This window comes from Cellulosimicrobium sp. 72-3, assembly GCF_013127315.1.
GTDB lineage: Bacteria > Actinomycetota > Actinomycetes > Actinomycetales > Cellulomonadaceae > Cellulosimicrobium > Cellulosimicrobium funkei.
Genome location: NZ_CP053419.1, coordinates 137,769 through 156,104, shown reverse-complemented (window position 1 = coordinate 156,104; position 18,336 = coordinate 137,769). Strand labels below are relative to the sequence as shown.

The window sequence follows — 18,336 nt, the reverse complement described above, 5'->3', positions numbered from 1 at the left end:
GGGGTCACCCGTCGGCGAACGCGCTCGCCGCGTCGTCGTGCACGCGCAGCACGCGGTCGAGGTTCGTGAGGCGCAGGACCGTCGCCACGGAGGGCGCGGCGTTCGCGAGCCGCAGGTCTCCGCCGGCGGCGCGCGTCGTGCGCAGCCCGCCGACGAGGGCGCCGAGGCCCGAGGAGTCGACGAACTCGAGGCTCCCGAGGTCGACGACGAGCCGGGTCCGGCCCGCCTCGACGAGGTCGGTGACCGCGTCGCGCAGCTGGGGTGCCGTGGTGAGCGTGAGCCGCCCCCGCGGCACGATCACCGCCCCCGTCTCCTCGAGCGGTGTCACGTCGAGCTTCACTGGTCCTCCGTCCGTCGTCCGGTCATCGTCGTCTCCGGCACGGGCTCGCGCGGCGGGCGCGGGCCGGAGTACCGCGCGGCGGGGACGAGCACCCCGAGCACCGCGAGGTCGTACGCCACCCAGGCGAGGGTGACGAGGGTCGCGCCGAGGTCGGCGTCGAACGCGACGAGGCGCACCGTGCCGACGACGGCCGAGACCACGAGCAGCACCATGGCCGTCAGCTGGGGCCAGATCGTGCGCCAGGCCGGCCGGTGCTCGCCGGTCCGCGTCTTGGGCGTCACGACGAACCCGAGCGGGCGGCCGAGGACGACGTTCGCGAACGCCGTCCAGCAGGCCCGGATCCACACCGGGAAGAGCGCGAGCGAGTACTGCTGCCCCCGCCAGGTCCGCACCCCGCGCGCCACGACGAGGAACAAGAGCTGGTTGAGCACGAAGTACGGCACGAAGCGCACGAAGAAGTCCGTCCCGAACGCCTGGACCGGGAGGATGCCGAAGCACAGGTACACCATGGGCGCCGCGAGGTACGCGAGGGCGGCGAAGCCCGCGAGGTAGCTCCACATCGTCGCGAAGTACATGAGCCGCTGACCCACGCGCAGCCCGCGCAGCGTGAGCGGGTTCTCCCGGAGCATCACCTGCACCGTGCCCTGCGCCCAGCGCAGGCGCTGCTGGAGCATCGTCGGCATGTCCTCGGGCGCCAGCCCGTGGGCCAGGACCTCGTGGTGGTAGACCGACCGCCAGCCGAGCGCGTGCAGCCGCATCGCGGTGGCCATGTCCTCGGTGACGGAGATCGTCGCCATCGGCATGACGGCCTGCGCCTCGTCGCTGCGCCCGACGTCGACCGCGTCCGCGAGGCGGCGCACCGCCTCGACGGCCACGAGCGGCGAGAGGTCGCGCCGGGCGAGCCGGTCGAGCGCCTCCTCGTCGACGACGAGCTGGCCGATCTCCTCGTCCACCTGGAGCGGGCCGCCGGCCACGAGCTCGGGCTCCACCGCCGCCAGCTCCACCCGCAGCGCCTCCACCTGGCCGGCGACGACGCTGCGCGACGCCTCGTCGACGCGGCGCTGGAACCGGTAGGTGACGTCGGCGGCGGGCTCCCCCGCCGCGAGAGCGCGGCGGGCCTCGTCGGCCTCCGCGCGGAGCCGCTCGACGGCGGTCCGCACCGCCGGGTCGGCCGCCTCCGGCGAGCGCGTCGCCCGGGCCAGCACCGAGCCCGCGGTGCGCAGCGCGCGCCGCACGCCGACCGTCACGCCCCGCACGTACCCGACGACGCCGAGCTGCATGAGGGCCTCGCGCCGCAGCACGGCGTTGGAGCCGCAGAAGAACGCGGCGTTCCACCCGTCCTTCCCCTGCTGGATCGGCCCGTAGAAGAGGGGCGCCTGGCTCCCGAGGGGGTCGGCGTCGTCGACGTTGACGAACCACTGCGGGGTCTGGACGATCGCGACGCGCTCGTCCGCGGTGAAGTACCCGACCGTGCGGTCGAGGATCGCCGGGTCGGGCACCTGGTCGGCGTCGAGCACGAGCAGCAGCTCGCCGTCCGTCTGGAACAGCGCGTTGTTGAGGTTGCCGGCCTTCGCGTGCCGCGGCTTGCCCGCCCAGCTCGCGCTGCGCGTGAGGTACCCGACGCCCGCCTCCGCGGCGGCGGTCCGCATGCTCTCGCGCGCGCCGTCGTCGAGGATCCACGTGCGGTGCGGGTACCGGATGGCCCGCGCCGCGCGGGCGGTCGCGAGGACGAGCTCCTCGGGCTCGTCGTACGTCGTGACGAACACGTCGACCGTGACGCCCTCCGGGGCGGGCGGCGGCTCGCCCCGCTCGCGCAGGCGCCACATCGTCACGCCGAAGAGGGCGGTGTCCACGAGGCTGTACGTCTCGGCCAGCACGAGCGGGACGGCGATCCACCAGTGCGACCACGCCACGGAGTCGAGCCACCGCCACGCGACGTAGTTGACGCCCGTGAGCAGCGCCAGCACGACGAGCACGCGGATCAGCACGAGCCGCCGCGCGGAGCCCCTCATGCCGCGACCCGCTCGACCACGAGGACCGTGAGGTCGTCCCCGACGTACCGCCCCTCGGCGATCCCGACCAGCACGTCGAGCGTCGCCGCGGCGTCCCCGGCCTGGCGGACGTCGCGCGCGGCCCGCGCGAGAGCGGGGCCCTCCGGGACGGGCAGCGGGACGTCCGGGTCCAGGAGCCGCGGGTCCCCGCCCGGGACCCCGAGGTCGGCGAGCAGGTCGACGAGCCCGTCGCTCACGACGACGAGCCGGTCGCCCGGTTCGAGGGTCACGTGGTGGACGGTGCGCGCGGTGCCCGGCGCGACGCCGAGCGGCAGGCCGTCCGCCTCCAGGCGGTGGATGCCGCCGTCGGGCCGCAGCACGCTCGCGAGGCCGTGCCCCGCGTCGACGTACGCGAGCCGGCCGCTGTCGCGCTCGAGCGTGGCGCACCAGGCCGTGACGAACGAGCCGACCTCCTCCAGGTCCGGGGCGAGCAGGTCGTCGGCCGTCTCGACGCCCGCCGCGAGCGACGGCGACCGGAGCGCGGACCGCAGCGCGGCGCGCGCCGACGCCGCCACGATCGCGGCGGGCATGCCCTTGCCCATGACGTCCGCGACGACGAACCCGGCGCCGTCGGCCGTCGTCGTCCAGTCGTAGAAGTCGCCCCCGACGCCGCGGGCCGGCAGGCAGCGCGCGGCCACCCGGTAGCCCTCGAGCTCCGGGGCGCGGCGCGGGAGGAGCCCGCGCTGCACCGCGCCCGCCCGGTCGAGCTCGACGTCGTGCTGGAGCTCCCCCTGGACCCACAGCGCGAGGTCGCGCAGCAGGGAGCGGTCGGCGTCGTCGAACCGGCGCGGCCGGGTGTCGATGACGCACAGCGTGCCGACCAGCTCGCCGCCCGGCGCCGCGATGGGGTGCCCGGCGTAGAACCGCAGGTGCGGGTCGCCGACCACGAAGGGGTTGTCGGCGAACGTGGCGTCCTGCGCCGCGTCCTCGACGACGAGCGTGCGGTCCGCACGGATCGTCACGTCGCAGAACGCGCCCTCGCGCTGCGCGACCGGGCCGTCGAGGCCGACGAACGCCTTGCGCCACTGCCGGTCCGCGTCCACGAGCGTGATGCTCACCGTCGGGACGCCGAACAGGCGCTGCGCGAGCCGCGTCACGCGGTCGAACCGTTCCTCGGGCGAGCTGTCGAGCACGCCGAGCCGCTGGAGCGCCAGGACCCGCGTGCGTTCGTCCTGGAGCGCGTCGGTCGTCGTCAAAGTCTCTTCCCCCTGCTCGTGCCTCTCCGTCGTGACGCGACCTCCCGACATCTATCACGGAGTGCTGCGCGTCGCAGGGGCAGGAGACGGTCCGCACGTCCCGGACCTGGACCTTCGCCCGTGCCTGCCGCGGTGCGTCTCGGGGTGGGGCCGCTCCGGTCGCGAGCGGCCCGCGGTCCGGAGACGCTGCCAGAGGCGACGAACCGCCGGGCACCCGAGGAGAGGGAGGACCGTGGACGCGATCACCGTGCTGGAGGACCTGTTCGGGAGGATCGGGCCGACCGCGACGCGCGCGGTCGACGGCCTCGGCGAGGACGCGCTCACCGCGCGCGTCGACCCGGGCGCCAACACGATCGCGTGGCTCGCGTGGCACCTCGCGCGCGGGCAGGACGCCCAGGTCGCGGGCGCCGTCGGGCGGGACCAGGTGTGGACGCGCGACGGGTGGGCCCGCCGGTTCGACCTGCCGTTCGACGACGGCGCGACCGGCTACGGGCAGTCGGCCGACGACGTCGCGCGCGTCCGCGCGCGCGACGACCTGCTGCTCGGCTACGTCCACGCGGTCCAGGTCGAGTCCCGCGACGTGCTCGCGTCCCTCACCGCCGACGACCTCGACCGGGTCGTCGACGAGGCGTGGGACCCGCCCGTGACGCTGGGCGTCCGGCTCGTGAGCGTCGCGGTGGACGCCCTCGAGCACGCGGGCCAGGCCGCCTACCTCCGAGGGGTGCTCGAGCGCACCGGGCGCGTCTGACGCAGCGCGGGATCGACGAGCGAGGCGCGACCGCCGGGCGCCAGGACCTGCGGTCGTAGGGTCGGACGATGGGGAACCCGATGCACTTCGACGCGCTGGCGGACGCCTACGCGTCCGCCCGTCCGCCGTACCCGGCCGAGCTGTGGGAGCGGGTGCGTCGCACGGGCCTGGTCGCGCCGGGTCGGCGAGCGGTCGACCTCGGCGCGGGCACCGGTGAGGCGACCGGGCCGCTGCTCGCAGCGGGGGTCGACGTGGTCGCCGTCGAACCAGGCACGCAGCTGGCCGCCGTGCTCGCGGCCCGTCACCCGACGGCGGAGGTGGTCGTCGCACGGGCCGAGGACGCCGAGCTCGGCCGAGCGGCGTTCGACCTGGCGGTCGCCGCGACCTCGATCCACTGGATGGACCTCGACGCGCTCCTGCCCCGGCTCCATCGCGCCCTGGTGCCAGCCGGGCGGTTCCTCGTCTGGCGGCACGTCTTCGGTGACCCCGCGGCGGAGCCGACCGCCTTCCGTGACCGGGTCGCGCGGATCGTCGCGCGGCGGAGCAGGCCGCCGCGCGCCGGAAACCCGGAGGCCGTCAGGGAGACCGCGGCACGGCTGACTGCCTCCGGGCTGTTCGCCGTCGAGGACATCGGTGAGTACCGCTGGAGCATCGAGCTCGACCCCGAGCAGGTTCACGGGCTCTTCAGCACGTTCAGCGACTGGAGTCGGGACGAGGTCGACGAGGTCGCAGCGGCCGTCGCGGACCTCGGAGGGCGCGTCGTCGAGCACTACACGTCCTGGTTGATCGTCTGTGCGCCGGTCTCGGGGGCTGGTCGCGAGTAGTTCCGCATACCGTCGAGAGCCTGGCCCGACCCGCCGTGGTGATCGAGAGCTGCTACGGCTGATCGAGTGAGGGATGCGAAGAGATTCTCAGAGAGCCGTTGAACAGCGGTGCGTGACATAAGGGAGGTCATCGGCACTGAACTAGCGCACTTTGCATCAGATGCACGATCTCGCTCCTCACGGCAAAGTCCGCGTCTGTGCAGGTCAGCGCGCCACTCGCCCTCTCGTGTCTGCCGCCGGGTTCTCCCGGTCCTTGCCGTGTTGCCGCAGATCACTGCAGCCGGCCCGTCAGCGCCTGCCTGACGTCACGCTCCGCCAGGCGCTCGATCGGGCCCAGGGGCTCAAGCACGTGCGAAAGATCCTGGTGACGCGAACTGCGGTTCGACAGCACAGGAACATTTGAGAACTAGACCTCAACGAGCCATTCCTGCTTTCCTGGCCAAGGGCTGAATGCTCCTCGATGGGCGGTGACACGTTGAAGGGCCGGTAGCGACCCTAGAACCTCCGCATCCACAATCTGGCCACAGTCGGCAACGAGCAACTCCTCCAACTTCCTGCACTCGGCAAGGGGCGCCAGACTGACAGTCCTTTCTGACCACTGCGCACGAGGAGGCTGGACGCTTAGTCGGCGCAAGCCATGGAGCGGTCGAAAGCAATCAAACGACGCCGCCGCCGCACCCTCAATGTCAACCTCTTCGATACCTTCACTCCCATCCAGGTCAAGTTCAGGGACGACCCCGCCGACCGACTTCTTGAAATCGAGTCGCAGTCGGCGAAGGCTCGGAATTCTCGCCAGGTCAAGCCGGCCGCTTGTCGCGATCGTTTCGAGCCCTAGGAACTCAATACGGCGAAGAGCAGAAAGGTGGCCGACGATCGAGGAGGCGGGGATCGAGAGAGAGGTGATTCGCTCGATACCGGACGAGACCACGGGTTCCGCGAGGCGTCCATCCAACCAAAGAACTTCGAGACTTGGAAGCAGACCCTCCGGGAGTGGTCCGATAAGTCGGCGCGTCTGCACCTGCAAGAACCGCAACTTCAGGCGCTCGAGCGCGCCCAATTCAAGAAGCCCGCGCGACTGGCGTTCGGGGAGGACTATTAGGCCATCCACGCCCGCGCGACTCAGCTCGCTTATGTCCTCGCCCGATGGCTGCCCGTAGATCTCAGCGGTCCGGTATGGACCATGGATGCCACCAGCACGAAATTCAAATACGGGAAATCTCATTGCGTCACCTCGCAATTTGGAACCGACTACTCAACAGCCGACTGCTCTTTTTAAAGAATCCGCCGAGGGCGCGGTGCCGAATTCGAATCAACGCGTCCTCAACCGCATCCATCGCGCACCCGTTGCCAATACTGTGCGTGCGAACTGATGCGATACTCTGGACAGTGTATCCCTTCTCTGTGAGCGATCCACGCTTTCTGAAGTGGGCGTGGATTCGCTTGTGCATGTTCTTCGCCTGACCAATGTACTCTTTGCCGTCCTTCGTTGTGATGTGATAGACACCGCTCGCGCGGAACACGATGCAGCGCAAGCGAGCATGCAGCGTTATGGACGAGTTGATCGTCCAGCGTGTTGGACGCGACGAAGTACGTGTGCGGACCGCTGATGTGGACGTTGTGGACGGTCTGGCCTGAGAGCCACCCGCGGTCGTGCATTGCTCGAACGACGGTAATGCCGCCCGAGGATCCAACGAGTCGGTCCCCTGGGGTGAGTTCTACCGCGTCGATCCAACCCTTGCCGTCGACCCAGAAGGGGTGGTTGCCGGTCGCGGTGATCGGCGTGCCTGTACCTTCGATGGTGATGTCGATAAGGTGCTTGGTGCCGGTGCCGGTGATCGGGTAAATCACTTGCTCGACCGTGACGTCGCCCGAAACTGGATCGCCCGCAAGAACGAGGTCACCTGTCTCGAGTGTCTCGATCGGGGCTAGGGAGCCGTCGGAAAGGCGGACGAGGGTTCCTGCGGCGAAGCTGTTGCCGCAGGCCCGGGCAGCCTTGTTCGCGGCGCGTGACCTACTGCCAGCCTTGGCTGCGACTGAGGCGACCTTGAAGCCTGCGCGTACGCCAGCGCCCGCCCCGACGAGTTGCGCTGCGGCGGTGACGCCCATCTCGAGGGCTTTGCCCTTGTTGCCGGATGCGGCGTAGGCGACCGCGGAGACTCCGGCTGCGGCGGCGCCCACAGGGCCGGGGATCCAGGAGGCGACTTCGCCGACGACGGTGACGGTCCATCGTCCGCTACGCCCTCGCGGGCGCTCCCGCGCCGCTGGCCGTGGCCAACTACACCTACGACAGCCTGCCCCCCGACGAGCAGGCCGCACTCCCCCGGGCCGACGAGCTCACCGCCATCCTCGAACACGACGTCGGCGACGATCCCGCAAACCAGACGTAACAGAAGTTACCGGGGCACAGAGAAGGGGCCCACCCGTTGGGTGGACCCCTTCGAACTCTTCTGTCCGTAGGTGGAGGCCGAAGCCCGCGGATCCTACGACTCGTCCCCCTAGTGTACGTTCTCGCCGTGCCCTACGCCAAGCCCGCCGACCCCCTCGAGATCCAGCGAGTCATGTCCGAGCCGCGCGTCGGCACGTATCTCGCGGCGGCCGAGGGCAACCTCGACAGAGCGCTCGAGCTCTACGCGTGGAACGCACGCGTGTCCGCGGCGTTCATGCTCCCAGCCCACTTCGCGGAGGTCGCAACCCGCAACGCAGTGTCCGAGGCTCTGACCGCGACCTACGGTCAGCGGTGGCCCTGGGACCAGAGCTTCGAACTGAGCGTGCCCGCGGCAGGGAAGTACTACAAGCAGCGGCGCGACCTCCAGGACACCCGCAAGCGACAGCCTACGACGGGGAAGGTCATCGCAGAGCTGAAGTTTGTCTTCTGGCAGAAGATGTTCACCGCACGCCACGACGAGCGGCTCTGGGAGCCCCAGATCCTGACGTTGTTCCCGACGGCACCGCAGACAGGCGCCGCCGCGCTTCGGGACCGCATCTACAACGACCTCGAGGTCATCCGCAAGATGCGCAACCGGCTCGCGCACCACGAGCCCATCATCAACCGAGACCTCGCCCGAGACCTCGCCAAGATGCTCGATCTGATCGAACTACGTTCGTCGAGCACGGCGGCCTGGGTCCGCACCATGGAGCGTGCGAGCTCGCTGCTCAGGGAGAGGCCCTGAGGTATCGGCCTCCGATCAAGCGCTGCGGAATCGACGGCGGTCTCAACCGATCAACGCACCACCTTCACTCCGAGGAACTCTAGCGTCGAGCTCAGCGGGGATCGTGGGTGCGCATGCGCACCGTGGCCCGTGTCCCTTGGGCGGGCTCGAGGACAGAGATCCGGGACGCGAGCCCGTCGATCACCGACGCGGGAGCTGGGATCCTCGCGGACTGCAGCGCGGTTCGGACCTCGTCTTCCGAGTGTCCGGCGTGCTGGTGCGCGATGGTGTTGAGCCGGTCCTCGACGGTGGCGGACTGGCCCTCGTTGATCCAGCGATCGACCTCATCCAGCGGCTTCGGCTTATGACGTCTCCACATGGATCGAGGCTAGGCCTCGCCCGAGCGTGCTGCCAGAGGTCGAGCACGTCCGACGGCGCGGTAGACGGTCGCGCGGGAGACCCCGAAGAGCTCGGCGATCTCGGCGGAGGTGTGGTTGCCGGCGTGGTGGAGGTCGACGAGGTGACGCTCCTGGGCAGGAGTGAGCTTGGGCTTGCGGCCCTTGAGCTTGCCCTTTGCCTTCGCGATGGCCATGCCTTCGCGGGTGCGGGCGCGGATCAGGTCAGCCTCGAACTCGGCGACCATCGCGAGCACGTTGAGCAGCAGCCGGCCAACCGGGTCGTTGGGGTCGTGGACGGTGCCTCCGATCTGCAGCCGGACGCCGTGGGTGGTGAGCTCGTCGACGATGTCGCGCGCGTCGCGGATCGAGCGGGCGAGGCGATCGAGCTTGGTCACCACGAGCGTGTCCCCGGACCGGGTCGCGGCCAGGGCCTCGCGGAGCCCGGGCCGGTCGCGGTGGGTGCCGGTCGCGCCCTGGTCGACGTAGACGCGTCTCGGGTCGACTCCCATCGTCTCGAGCGCTTGGCGTTGGGCGGTGAGGTCTTGTTCGGCGGTCGAGCAGCGTGCGTACCCGATGAGCGTCGCGGTCATGCCGTGAGTGTCGCAGATAGGCAGCCCTCACCGGGCAGATTTTCGAGCGGGTCTATCGAGACAGTCGACATCAAGGTGCTGCCTCGCCGCGTGGGCGTGCGCGGGGTGTCTCGGTAGGGGATCGGCTTACGGCACGGCGGTATGGTCAAGCGGATTTCCGGGTGATGCCGGCCGTAGGTGGTCATGCAGCCCTCGACTCCTACCCGGGCGTCACCGCCTTTGTCCCTCACCTGCGTTGAGCCCGCATAGGGTTGGCTACGTGGACCAGGTCATCCTCATGTGCGGTCCGGCTGGATCGGGGAAGTCGACCTACGCGCGTGGCCTGGAGGCCCGGGGCTATGTCAGGGTCTCGTTCGACGGCGAGGCGTGGGCCCTCGGGCACCGGACCCACCCGATCGGCGACGACGCGCGCCAGGTCGTCAACGGGACGCTCCAGGACAAGCTCGTCGACTGTGTGAAGCAGGGGAAGGGCGTCGTCGTGGACTCCTCGTTCTGGTCCCGTGCCTCGCGCGATGAGTTCAGGCGGCTCTGCGCCCCCCTCGGCGTCGTCCCGGTCGTCTACTACCTGGACACCAGGCGGTCGATCCTCCTGGACAGGTTGGCCCAGCGCGAGAACTCCGGCCCGGACGACATCGCTGTGTCGCGCGAGCGAGCGATCGCGTACATCGACGGGTTCGAGACGCCCACACCTGAAGAAGGCCCACTCAGGATCGTCCACGTGACAAGCCCGATGTGATCGTGGCTGCGCCCAGACCGGCGCCACGCCCACGCTGGTCGCCCTCCTGACTCGAAGGGGTATCCCCGGTGGGCGGTCTCGCAGAGACACATCACAGTCGCCGATTCTCATTGCCTGCCCCGGCTTCATTCCTCAGCTACAGCTCGCACGCCTGCGTCGGATCTGCTCATCGACCGGCGCAATTCTCGAGCCGCCGCTGCGGTCTCAAGAAACCTCTCCGTCGGCGCCGCCCATTCAAGGACCTGCCGAGGCCGTTCGTTGAGGAGCCTCTCGATGCGTTCGAGCTCGTCGTTACTCGTCGCGTTCATGTTCGTGCGCCGCGGGAGGTACTGGCGCAGGAGGCGGTTAGTGTTCTCGTTGGTGCCGCGCTGCCACGGGCTGCGGGGGTCGCAGAAGTAGACCGGGGCGTCGATGAGTGCGCTGAGGAAGGCGTGGTCGGCCATCTCGCGGCCGCGGTCCGAGGTCAGGGACTTGCACATGCCGGGTGGGACGTTGAACAGGGCGCGGGCGACCGCGATGCTGACGTCCTTGGCCTTGATCCCGTCGGGCAGCGGCACGATCTTCAGGTAGCGGGTGGTGCGCTCGACGAGGGTCGCGACCGCGCTCGGGCGCTTGCCCATGACGAGGTCACCTTCCCAATGACCCGGCTCGAGCCGGTCGGTCACGGTGGCGGGGCGGTGGTGGATGGAGACCATGTCGCGCAGATGCCCTCGCCCGTGCGATCGCTTCACGAGCCGGGGCCGGCGCATCGTGCGACCGGACCGCAGCCGCTGGTACGTGCTCTTCGGCAGGTTCCGCGATGCCGGCAGATAGACAGCGCGGTAGATCGTCTCGTGCGAGACCCACATGCCCGGCTCGTGGGGATGTTCGGGGCGCAGCCACGCCGCGATCTGCTGCGGGGACCAGTCCAGCTCGAGCCGCGAGAGCACCACCGCCCGCAGCCGCTCGTCGCTCGCGAGACGCGGCACCCGCGACCGCCGGGCTTCGACGCGGGCACGCTCATCGGCGACCGTCGCACGGTAGGCGTCACGGCCGCCGTTGCGGGCGATCTCGCGCGAGACCGTCGACGCCGACCGCCCCAACCCTTCGGCGATCGCCCGGGCAGAAAGACCAGCAGCGATCCCACGCGAGATCTCTTCCCGCTCACCTGGACTCAGGTGCCGTGGGGAGCGTCTCGGCAACGCGGGTCGCACCCCACCATGACGCAGCAAGTACCGGCGCACGTGATGCGACGGGACGCCGGCCCGATCGGCGATCCGCCGCAGTGACTCGCCCTCGCCCCATGCCTGCCACACGACGTCCTGTACTGCCGCTGGCAGCGACGTCACCACACTCATCCCAGCCTCCACGACCACGCATCATCTACCCTCGTGGTGCGTTGGTGGGTTGAGACCGCCATCGTTTACGGCAATCCGGCCGGTGATGACCTTCATGCGCGCGACACGCCGACCTTGACCCGCCGAAACCCACCGCCGAAACCTCACGGCGCCGAAACGCGTGTGGTACGTATTCGGCGCAGAGTCGGACGAGCGCTCTCGACAATCAGAACGCCCGTCACGAGTACGCCGAGTCACCGGTCGGTAATCGAAAACCCGGGTGCGCTCCCCCGCATCTGCCCTCAGTGCAGGTGGCACCCTCCTCAGGCGTGATGACAGCCGTTCCCGACCGCGACGAGCAGGCTCGACGCCGACCACGTTCACGTCATGATGATCGCCGGCTCCGTGCCGTCCGGCGCGACGAATCGGGCCAGGTGGGTGGCCTCGTCCCGCACAGCTGCTGTCTCGGCATCCGTCAGCGGCCGGAAGGGCGCCATGCGCAACTGATCGCGGGTCAGGCTCCAGCTTCCTTCGACGAAGCCGTCGACGAGGAACAGAGGTACGCCCGCGGACGCCCGGGGTGCGATACGTCGACGATTCTCCTCGCTGATCACCCGGGTCCGGTCCCGGTGCCCGAGAACAGCATTGTCGAAGGCGGGCAGGAACCGGACGGGTGCTGGAGCGTCCGGTTCGCCGAGCGGCGCGTCGGGCATGTCGAACAACTCTGCTCCCTGTTCATCCCGGAAGACGCGCAGGCGCGGCCGCAGCCCTTCGACGATCTCGCGGAGTCGCGTCATCCCCGACCAGGCCTGGACGTCCATGACAGAGGCCGGACCGAATGCGGCGAGGTAGCGCAGCACCATCGTCTCGGGTTGTGATGCGTCGGCGATCGGTCGGGAGAGCCACTCGTCGGCCAAGGCGACCGGTGTCCCACGGCGATGCCCCCACCCGCCCCAGATGGGGTGAGGGGGTGGATGCACCAGCGCCTCCAGCAGCTCGAAGGCCTCGGCAAGCCGGCCAGGGCTGCGGCCGGGGAAACGGTGGACGAGCAGGTCGCCGAGCTCCCGGCGCTGCAGCGTCCTGCCGGTCAGCATCCCCCGCCCGGCGCTGCCGAGCTCGTCCGGATCGATCCCCTCGATCTGCGCCGCGTAGTATGGCTCGGCCAGTGCGCTCCGCACGAGCGTCGCGACCGTCGCCCGCAGCCAACCGAAGTCCTCGCCGCGGGCCAGATGCTGCGTCCCACGCAACATGGTCGCGTGCACCACGTCCCGGCCCTCCAGCAGGGACGTGAGGTCGTCGCGCCGGAAGTTCTCCAACCGGGCCCACAGCCCCACATAGGGTCCGTTCGGCACCTGCGCCTGCATCGCCACGAGATGCTCGATCGCCTCCCGTGGGGTCCGAGAAACGCGGCGGGTCAGCAGTTGCCGCTCCAGCAGCGTCCGGTTCAGGACTCGCCGCGTGAGTGCGCGCACACCGGCGCTCACGACTCGTCGACCAACCAGTCCATCGGTACTTCCTGCGTGATACCGATCAGGTTGCCGTCGGCCGCCTTCAACACGGCGAGACGGGCGCCGGGCATGTCGACGATCCCGGTGCCCGGATCGATGTTGTCACCCTCGGCGGCCTCGGCGGTGCCGAGCTCGGCGAGGGATCCGTCGGCGACCTCGGTCATCGCCGTGGCCCCGGCGGCGACGAGCGCTCGATGGGCCTGCTCGATGTTCTCGACCGTCCAGAAGACCAGCGGATGATCCACCCACGGCGCCGCGGTCAGCCCGATCTCCACGCCATCTCCGGAGAACGCGGCGAACTCGTCGCTGTGGAATGCGGGTTCTCGACCGAGCAACGCCGTCCAGGCCGCGATGCTCGCGGGCAGATCTCGCGCGGGCAGAACCACATTGCTGAAACCGTTCAACTGCATCATGAACACTCTCCTCTGAGCCGAGTACATGGCCGGTGGGCGTCACGCTACAGCAGACCTCGGACATTCCATGGGCTGTGCGCTGCGGGCTGCGATCGCCCGGTCCTCGTCCACACTCCCCCGGCCATCGCCCGGCCCACAGGCCGCGCAAGCTACGACGCCGACCCCACATCGTCAATGCCCTCTTCTGCGGCGCCACTTCTCATTAGTGTCGGACCGTCGACCAGTGCGGTCGAGCAGAGGCCGTCCCCGCCACGATCGAGGAGCAGCAGATGACCCCAGCAGCGGTTCCAGCGGATGCGGGATCCGAGCCCGCATCCCATGACCACTCGCTATGAACGTGTGCGTCTGCCGTCAGAGTCATACCGCACACCATAGCGAGGCGGACACCAGACGCCGAGACCAACCCCTTACGCCTGACGTTTACGGCGCATTCTGCCGCCGTCAGCAACGCGGTCGCTGGAAACGATCGTGTATGGCGACCAGGCCGACGATGACCATCAAGTGCGCGACACGCTGAAACGTGACCCGCCGAAACGGCGGATTGTCGGACGGACATTCTCGACAGCGAATACGCCGGTCACGATTACGCCGGGTCACCAGTAACGGGCATATCGACGCGGGAGAACGGGTCGACTTCAGCGCGGACGACGTCGCCGATGTCGTTGCCAAAGTCGTGGGGCACGGACCCGCGCATGTGAGTCCTGCTGGATACCGTATCTGCACTCGAGCCTGGTCCTGTCCGCGTCGAACGAGTCGAGGTCGCCTCATCCGACGAGCCGCAGCGGTGCGCGGCGCGTCGAGGCAGCCGGTCGTGCCTGTCCCTCCTCGGGGGCGACGAGCAGGCTGCCTGGTGTCGGCAGGGTGAGCGTCCACCGGTCCGTCCTGCCGTTGGCGGTGCGGGCGACGCCGAGCTCGCAGGATCGCAGGTAGCCGGCGCCCCGGTCTGTGCCGGCCCAGTGATGCGTGACGACGTCCAGGCGGACCGCGGCGTGCTCCCATGGGCTCGTGCTCACCAGGCCGGCGCCGCGCTCGCGCGCCCGGGCGAGTAGGCGCCGTCGCTCGGACGCGGTGAGCCTGGCGTCCGGTCCGACGATGACGTACGTCATGCCGTCGAGCAGGGCCGCGACGACGCCGGCCGGGTCGTGTCCTGTGGCAGGGACGAGGGCGACGCGCTCGAGAGCCACGCCGACATCGGTGGCCGCGAGCATCCCGACGTCGGGCGCACCGACGACGGCGATCCAGTCCGAGGTGCCCTGCGAGGTCGCGAGCAGCGCGAGGAGCAGCGACGTCGACCCGGTGATGACGCTCGCCGCACCACGCGGCAGACGACCGTCATCGAGGACCGTGCCGAGCGGCCGCGGGGCGTCGTCGAGGTCGACGACGCCGGGCGTCGACGAGCGCACGCCCGTGCGCAGCTCGGCGCGGCGCAAGGTCGCGCGAGCCACCTCGAGCGCGCCTGGGGCGGTCGTCGTCACCCTTCCAGTATCGAACACCAGTTCCCCTGAGCAAGTCCGCTGAATCCGTTGCAAACACTGGTCTCTATCGTCGTGGACAGTGTCTTCAACGGGCGTCCTCCGCGCCCGGACGCAGGGTCGGTCGGCGCCTGGATCGAGGCCCTTAAGCGCATCCGCAAGAGGCCATATTCGTGCCATCGGTAGTGCGTGGAGTTCATCGCAGAGAAGCGGCCCCTCTCGCGATGGGAGAGGGGCCGCTTCGATGGCGATGCCCGGTAGGGCTACTTCTTGCGGTCAGGAATCACGAGCAGTGCGATCCACGGTGGTATCGCGGCAGCCCACGCGTACCAGGTGGGCTGCCAGCCGTTCAGTGCTGTGGGGATGAGCGCGAGAGCGGTCACGACCAGAGCAAGAGGGAGGGCGTGGCGTCTCCACCACGGGACGTCCCTGGCGGGCGGCTGCTGCTCTACTTGCATCGAGAGTCCTTGTACTCGCCGACGACGTAGGGGACTGCTGCAGGATCCGTTGACACGGGTTTGGTGGTGATCATGCCGCAAGCGCGGCGTTCTGGGCGGTGAAGGCGAGCTCGTACTCCACGGGGGTGAGTTTGCCGAGGGCGCGCTGGCGTCGGCGCCGGTTGTAGGTGCGTTCGATCCAGAACACGATCGCGTCGTGCAGTTGGTCGCGGGTGGCCCAGCGGCGACGGTTCAGGACGTTCTTTTGCAGCAGTGCGTGCCAGGACTCCATGGCGGCGTTGTCTCCGGCGGAGGCGACCCGTCCCATTGATCCCTGCAGGCCGGCGGCAGCAAGGACGGCCCGGAAGCTGCGCGCTCGAAATTGCGCTCCGCGGTCCGAGTGGACCACCACGACGCCGCTCGGGGCGCGACGGGCGACGGCGGTGCGTAGCGCGGTGACGGCGAGCTGGGCGGTCATGCGCTCGTCGATCGCGTAGCCGACGATGCGGTTGGAGAACAGGTCCTTGATCGCGCAGCAGTAGAGCTTGCCCTCGCCGGTGGGGTGCTCGGTGATGTCGGTGACCCAGACCTGGTCCGGCTCGGCCGCGGTGAAGTTGCGTTGGACGTGGTCGTCGTGGACCGCCGGGCCCGGAGTCTTGCCGGTCCCGCGCCTGCCCTTGCGCACGGTCACCGACCACAGCTTCTGCGCCGAGCACAACCGCCAGACCCGCCGCTCGCCGACGTCGTGACCGGCGCGCTCGAGCTCGTCGGCGAGGAACCGGTAGCCGAACTCCGGGTCGTCGCCGTGGCGTCGATCAACGCGTTGGTCAGGTGAGCGTCTTCCAGGTCGCGGTAACTGACCGGGTTGGCCGCCCAGGCGTAGTAGGCCTGCCTGGAGTGGCCGAGCACCCCGCAGGTCAGCCGCACGGGGATGCCCTCGGCGGCCAGGTCACGGACCAGCGGGTAGCTCATTTTGGGAGCGATCCAGCGGCGAAGTATGCGGCCGCGCGGCGCAGGATCTCGTTCTCCATCTCCAATCGACGCTTCTCCCGGCGCAGCTGGACCAGCTCGTTCTGCTCACTGGTCGTCTGACCATCGGTGACACCGTCGTCGATGTCGGCCTGGCGCACCCAGCGCCTTACCGACTCCACAGAGATGTCGAAGTCGGACGCGACCTCGGCGTGCGTCAGGTCGCCGCGTCGAGCGACCCGCACGACGTCACGCTTGAACTCAGGTGGGAACTTCTTGGGCACAGCGACATCCTTCCAGCAGGACCTCGTCCCGCAGATGGAGTGTCAACCGATCCTGCAGCAGTCCCTGACCTGGATCGAACGGACCTACCACCGTCGCCGACGCCAGGCCAGACTCGCACGATTGACCCCGATCGAGTTCGAGATCATCATGAGCCAGGCCGCCGACCAAGCTGCCTAACCAACTGTCACGGAATCATGCAGCAGCCCCTCCTGTACTGCCGCTGGCAGCGACGTCACCACACTCATCCCAGCCTCCACGACAACGCATCATCTACCCTCGTGGTGCGTTGGTGGGTTGAGACCGCCACGTTTTCGGAGAACGCCGATCTCGCCCTCGCCGAAGGCCGCATGGAGGCGCAGGAGCGTGACGGCTGGTACCGGCTGGCGACCCGCGTACTCGATCGCTTGCCCTCCGCAGGGGACAGCGCGGTGCAGACGGCGATCGGTGAGCTGAAGGAGATCGCGCCGGTGACGTCCGGAGCGTTTGGGGAGTCGACCGGTGTGCGCTCCCCCGAGTGGAACGACGTTCAAGGCGACCTCGGCGACGCGTGCGACGACCTCGGTGCACCGCTGGCGATCACGATGTTCACCGGCGGATGATGCAAGACCAATGCTCAGAGACGTCCACCGATCCGAGCGCGCAGGGCCATAGCGCCTTCACGAGACGCGGGTAGCGTCAAGACGTGCGGAGTCGAAGCGGCAACGGGAACGCGAGCCGTCTGCGTAGCGTCGTGATCCCCGGCCTGTCCCTCCTGGTCTTGACCGCCGCGGCCGCCAGCTTGATAGGGGTTGTGTTCTCCGGTGTCGCGCATCGTGCGACCCCGGTGGCTGAGGATGCGGTGCGGACCGCTCGTGGGGTGACGGAGGCTGACGAGTTGCGCGTGGCGTCGCTCGTCGACCGGGCTGCGAGCTGGCCAGGAGTCGAGACCGTCTCAGGTCCAGAGCGCATTCGCCGCAACTTCATGGAAAGCACGCTCAGCGTTCCTCTGGATGTCGTGATCCGTGACGACGTGTCCAGGGACGACCTGACCACCCTCACGCTGGATCTCTGCAGAGCGTCACGCGCGGGCCTGGCCTCTCGCGATGCAGTTCGCGCTTCTCTGAGATTCGAATCGGCAGTCGCCGGAGTCACCTGCAGCGCCCCCGCGCACGCCGATGCGATGGGGGCCTTGCTCTACGAGGTGGCGGCTCGAGGAGACGCCGACGAGCTCGAGTGGGTCTCGCTCAGCATCGCCGGAACTGAGGAAGCGTCTCCCCCTCTGGTGCGGATCGGTCTATGGCCCGCCGACCCGGCGAACGGCACCCGACTAGAGACCGAGTGGTCTTCGATGGCGTCAAGGCTTGGCTTCTCACCGGCCGAAGCCGCGGTTCGGGACGATCCGGCACCGCGGACGTCGGCAACTGGGGGCTGATCGTCGCTGACCGCGATCTCCTCCAGGTGTGGCCCAAGTCTCCTTGCCGATCGAGAGCGTGCCGTGCCTTCGTCGCGCCCCCTTGATCGCCGCCGAAGGAGGAATCATCGTCTGGTCGTTTTGATGCCTTGATCTTCCACGTCGACCAGCTGCGCTACGTCGTCGTCGAGCTCAAGATCGGCAAGTTCGACTCAGGACACGTCGGCCAGCTCGGCACCTACGTCGCCCTCGTCGACGACCGGCTGCGCAAACCCGATCGCCACGCCCACACCGTCGGCATCCTCCTCGTCGCCGGCCGCGACGAAGCCATCGTCCGCTACGCCCTCGCCGGCGCACCCGCACCACTCGCCATGGCCAACGACACCTACGACAGCCTGCCTCCCGACGAGCACGCTGCACTTCCCCTGGCCGACGAGCTCACTACGATCCTTGAGCACGACATCGGCGACGAGCCCGCACACGAGACGTAACGCAGGTTCTTGGCGTCGCGCAG

18 protein-coding genes and 2 pseudogenes are annotated in these 18,336 nt (G+C 69.3%); 7 read left to right on the top strand and 13 right to left on the bottom strand.

Features of this window, described 5'->3' with window-relative positions; genetic code table 11:
* Nucleotides 1–4: 4 nt before the first annotated feature.
* The 3 genes from HKK73_RS00755 to HKK73_RS00745 are packed head-to-tail and all read right to left on the bottom strand — an operon-like array spanning nucleotide 5 to nucleotide 3,587.
* The gene (locus HKK73_RS00755) at nucleotides 5–340 is read right to left on the bottom strand and encodes an STAS domain-containing protein (RefSeq protein ID WP_051028350.1); all 336 of its coding nucleotides are present in this window, start codon (nucleotides 338–340) and stop codon (nucleotides 5–7) included.
* Nucleotides 337–2,352, bottom strand: a complete 2,016-nt coding sequence (locus HKK73_RS00750; RefSeq protein ID WP_171467214.1) for a glycosyltransferase family 2 protein — start codon at nucleotides 2,350–2,352, stop codon at nucleotides 337–339. Before HKK73_RS00750 ends, HKK73_RS00755 begins: the two co-directional genes overlap by 4 nt.
* Nucleotides 2,349–3,587 carry a PP2C family protein-serine/threonine phosphatase gene (locus HKK73_RS00745; RefSeq protein WP_253705728.1) on the bottom strand — a complete coding sequence of 413 codons (1,239 nt, stop codon included), beginning with the start codon at nucleotides 3,585–3,587 and terminating at the stop codon, nucleotides 2,349–2,351. The genes HKK73_RS00750 and HKK73_RS00745 overlap by 4 nt, the downstream gene beginning before the upstream one ends.
* A gap of 232 nt (nucleotides 3,588–3,819) precedes the next feature.
* Here HKK73_RS00745 and HKK73_RS19005 point away from each other — a divergent pair, with 232 nt between their 5' ends.
* Nucleotides 3,820–4,335 (top strand): DUF664 domain-containing protein, encoded by a 516-nt coding sequence (locus HKK73_RS19005; RefSeq protein ID WP_034650952.1) that lies wholly within the window; start codon nucleotides 3,820–3,822, stop codon nucleotides 4,333–4,335.
* A 68-nt stretch (nucleotides 4,336–4,403) separates the two neighbouring features.
* Nucleotides 4,404–5,159 (top strand): trans-aconitate 2-methyltransferase, encoded by a 756-nt coding sequence (locus tag HKK73_RS00735; protein WP_114553698.1) that lies wholly within the window; start codon nucleotides 4,404–4,406, stop codon nucleotides 5,157–5,159.
* Between the two features lie 406 nt (nucleotides 5,160–5,565).
* On the opposite strand, the gene HKK73_RS00730 is transcribed toward HKK73_RS00735, so the two are convergent.
* The 3 genes and pseudogenes from HKK73_RS00730 to HKK73_RS19395 all read right to left on the bottom strand — a co-directional run.
* Nucleotides 5,566–6,381 carry a hypothetical protein gene (locus HKK73_RS00730; RefSeq protein WP_171467212.1) on the bottom strand — a complete coding sequence of 272 codons (816 nt, stop codon included), beginning with the start codon at nucleotides 6,379–6,381 and terminating at the stop codon, nucleotides 5,566–5,568.
* A gap of 4 nt (nucleotides 6,382–6,385) precedes the next feature.
* Nucleotides 6,386–6,679: a GIY-YIG nuclease family protein gene (locus tag HKK73_RS19400; protein ID WP_371810572.1), complete on the bottom strand. Its 294-nt coding sequence runs from the start codon at nucleotides 6,677–6,679 to the stop codon at nucleotides 6,386–6,388.
* 37 nt (nucleotides 6,680–6,716) lie between these two features.
* Nucleotides 6,717–7,265, bottom strand: a pseudogene (locus HKK73_RS19395) (polymorphic toxin-type HINT domain-containing protein); the annotation flags it as partial.
* A gap of 407 nt (nucleotides 7,266–7,672) precedes the next feature.
* On the opposite strand from HKK73_RS19395, the gene HKK73_RS00720 reads away from it, so the two are divergent.
* A complete protein-coding gene (locus tag HKK73_RS00720) occupies nucleotides 7,673–8,329 on the top strand; it encodes a hypothetical protein (RefSeq protein ID WP_216608029.1) in 657 nt (218 codons plus the stop codon).
* Nucleotides 8,330–8,420: 91 nt separating this feature from the next.
* Here HKK73_RS00720 and HKK73_RS00715 read toward each other — a convergent pair whose 3' ends face one another.
* On the bottom strand, nucleotides 8,421–8,687 hold the full coding sequence (locus HKK73_RS00715) for a hypothetical protein (RefSeq protein ID WP_114552731.1): 267 nt from the start codon (nucleotides 8,685–8,687) through the stop codon (nucleotides 8,421–8,423).
* A gap of 9 nt (nucleotides 8,688–8,696) precedes the next feature.
* Nucleotides 8,697–9,296 carry a recombinase family protein gene (locus HKK73_RS00710; RefSeq protein ID WP_171467210.1) on the bottom strand — a complete coding sequence of 200 codons (600 nt, stop codon included), beginning with the start codon at nucleotides 9,294–9,296 and terminating at the stop codon, nucleotides 8,697–8,699.
* A 259-nt stretch (nucleotides 9,297–9,555) separates the two neighbouring features.
* Here HKK73_RS00710 and HKK73_RS00705 point away from each other — a divergent pair, with 259 nt between their 5' ends.
* Nucleotides 9,556–10,032 (top strand): ATP-binding protein, encoded by a 477-nt coding sequence (locus HKK73_RS00705; RefSeq protein ID WP_232089073.1) that lies wholly within the window; start codon nucleotides 9,556–9,558, stop codon nucleotides 10,030–10,032.
* 125 nt (nucleotides 10,033–10,157) lie between these two features.
* On the opposite strand, the gene HKK73_RS00700 is transcribed toward HKK73_RS00705, so the two are convergent.
* The 5 genes and pseudogenes from HKK73_RS00700 to HKK73_RS00680 form a co-directional block, all read right to left on the bottom strand.
* Nucleotides 10,158–11,369 (bottom strand): IS30 family transposase, encoded by a 1,212-nt coding sequence (locus HKK73_RS00700; RefSeq protein WP_216608028.1) that lies wholly within the window; start codon nucleotides 11,367–11,369, stop codon nucleotides 10,158–10,160.
* Between the two features lie 359 nt (nucleotides 11,370–11,728).
* Entirely contained in the window at nucleotides 11,729–12,832 is a 1,104-nt protein-coding gene (locus tag HKK73_RS00695) for a winged helix DNA-binding domain-containing protein (protein ID WP_171467208.1), read from the bottom strand.
* Complete coding sequence (locus HKK73_RS00690; RefSeq protein ID WP_114552744.1) at nucleotides 12,829–13,269, bottom strand: VOC family protein; 441 nt, start codon at nucleotides 13,267–13,269, stop codon at nucleotides 12,829–12,831. Before HKK73_RS00690 ends, HKK73_RS00695 begins: the two co-directional genes overlap by 4 nt.
* Nucleotides 13,270–14,033: 764 nt before the next feature.
* A complete protein-coding gene (locus HKK73_RS00685; protein WP_171467207.1) occupies nucleotides 14,034–14,744 on the bottom strand; it encodes a hypothetical protein in 711 nt (236 codons plus the stop codon).
* Between the two features lie 525 nt (nucleotides 14,745–15,269).
* Nucleotides 15,270–16,431, bottom strand: a pseudogene (locus tag HKK73_RS00680) (IS3 family transposase).
* Nucleotides 16,432–16,626: 195 nt separating this feature from the next.
* Between HKK73_RS00680 and HKK73_RS00675 the strand changes: the two are divergent.
* The 3 genes from HKK73_RS00675 to HKK73_RS00665 all read left to right on the top strand — a co-directional run bounded on the left by HKK73_RS00675 (nucleotide 16,627) and on the right by HKK73_RS00665 (nucleotide 18,313).
* Complete coding sequence (locus HKK73_RS00675; RefSeq protein WP_171467206.1) at nucleotides 16,627–17,031, top strand: hypothetical protein; 405 nt, start codon at nucleotides 16,627–16,629, stop codon at nucleotides 17,029–17,031.
* A gap of 131 nt (nucleotides 17,032–17,162) precedes the next feature.
* Nucleotides 17,163–17,843, top strand: a complete 681-nt coding sequence (locus HKK73_RS00670; protein WP_171467205.1) for a hypothetical protein — start codon at nucleotides 17,163–17,165, stop codon at nucleotides 17,841–17,843.
* A 128-nt stretch (nucleotides 17,844–17,971) separates the two neighbouring features.
* The gene (locus HKK73_RS00665; protein WP_114553981.1) at nucleotides 17,972–18,313 is read left to right on the top strand and encodes a PDDEXK nuclease domain-containing protein; all 342 of its coding nucleotides are present in this window, start codon (nucleotides 17,972–17,974) and stop codon (nucleotides 18,311–18,313) included.
* Nucleotides 18,314–18,336: the final 23 nt, after the last annotated feature.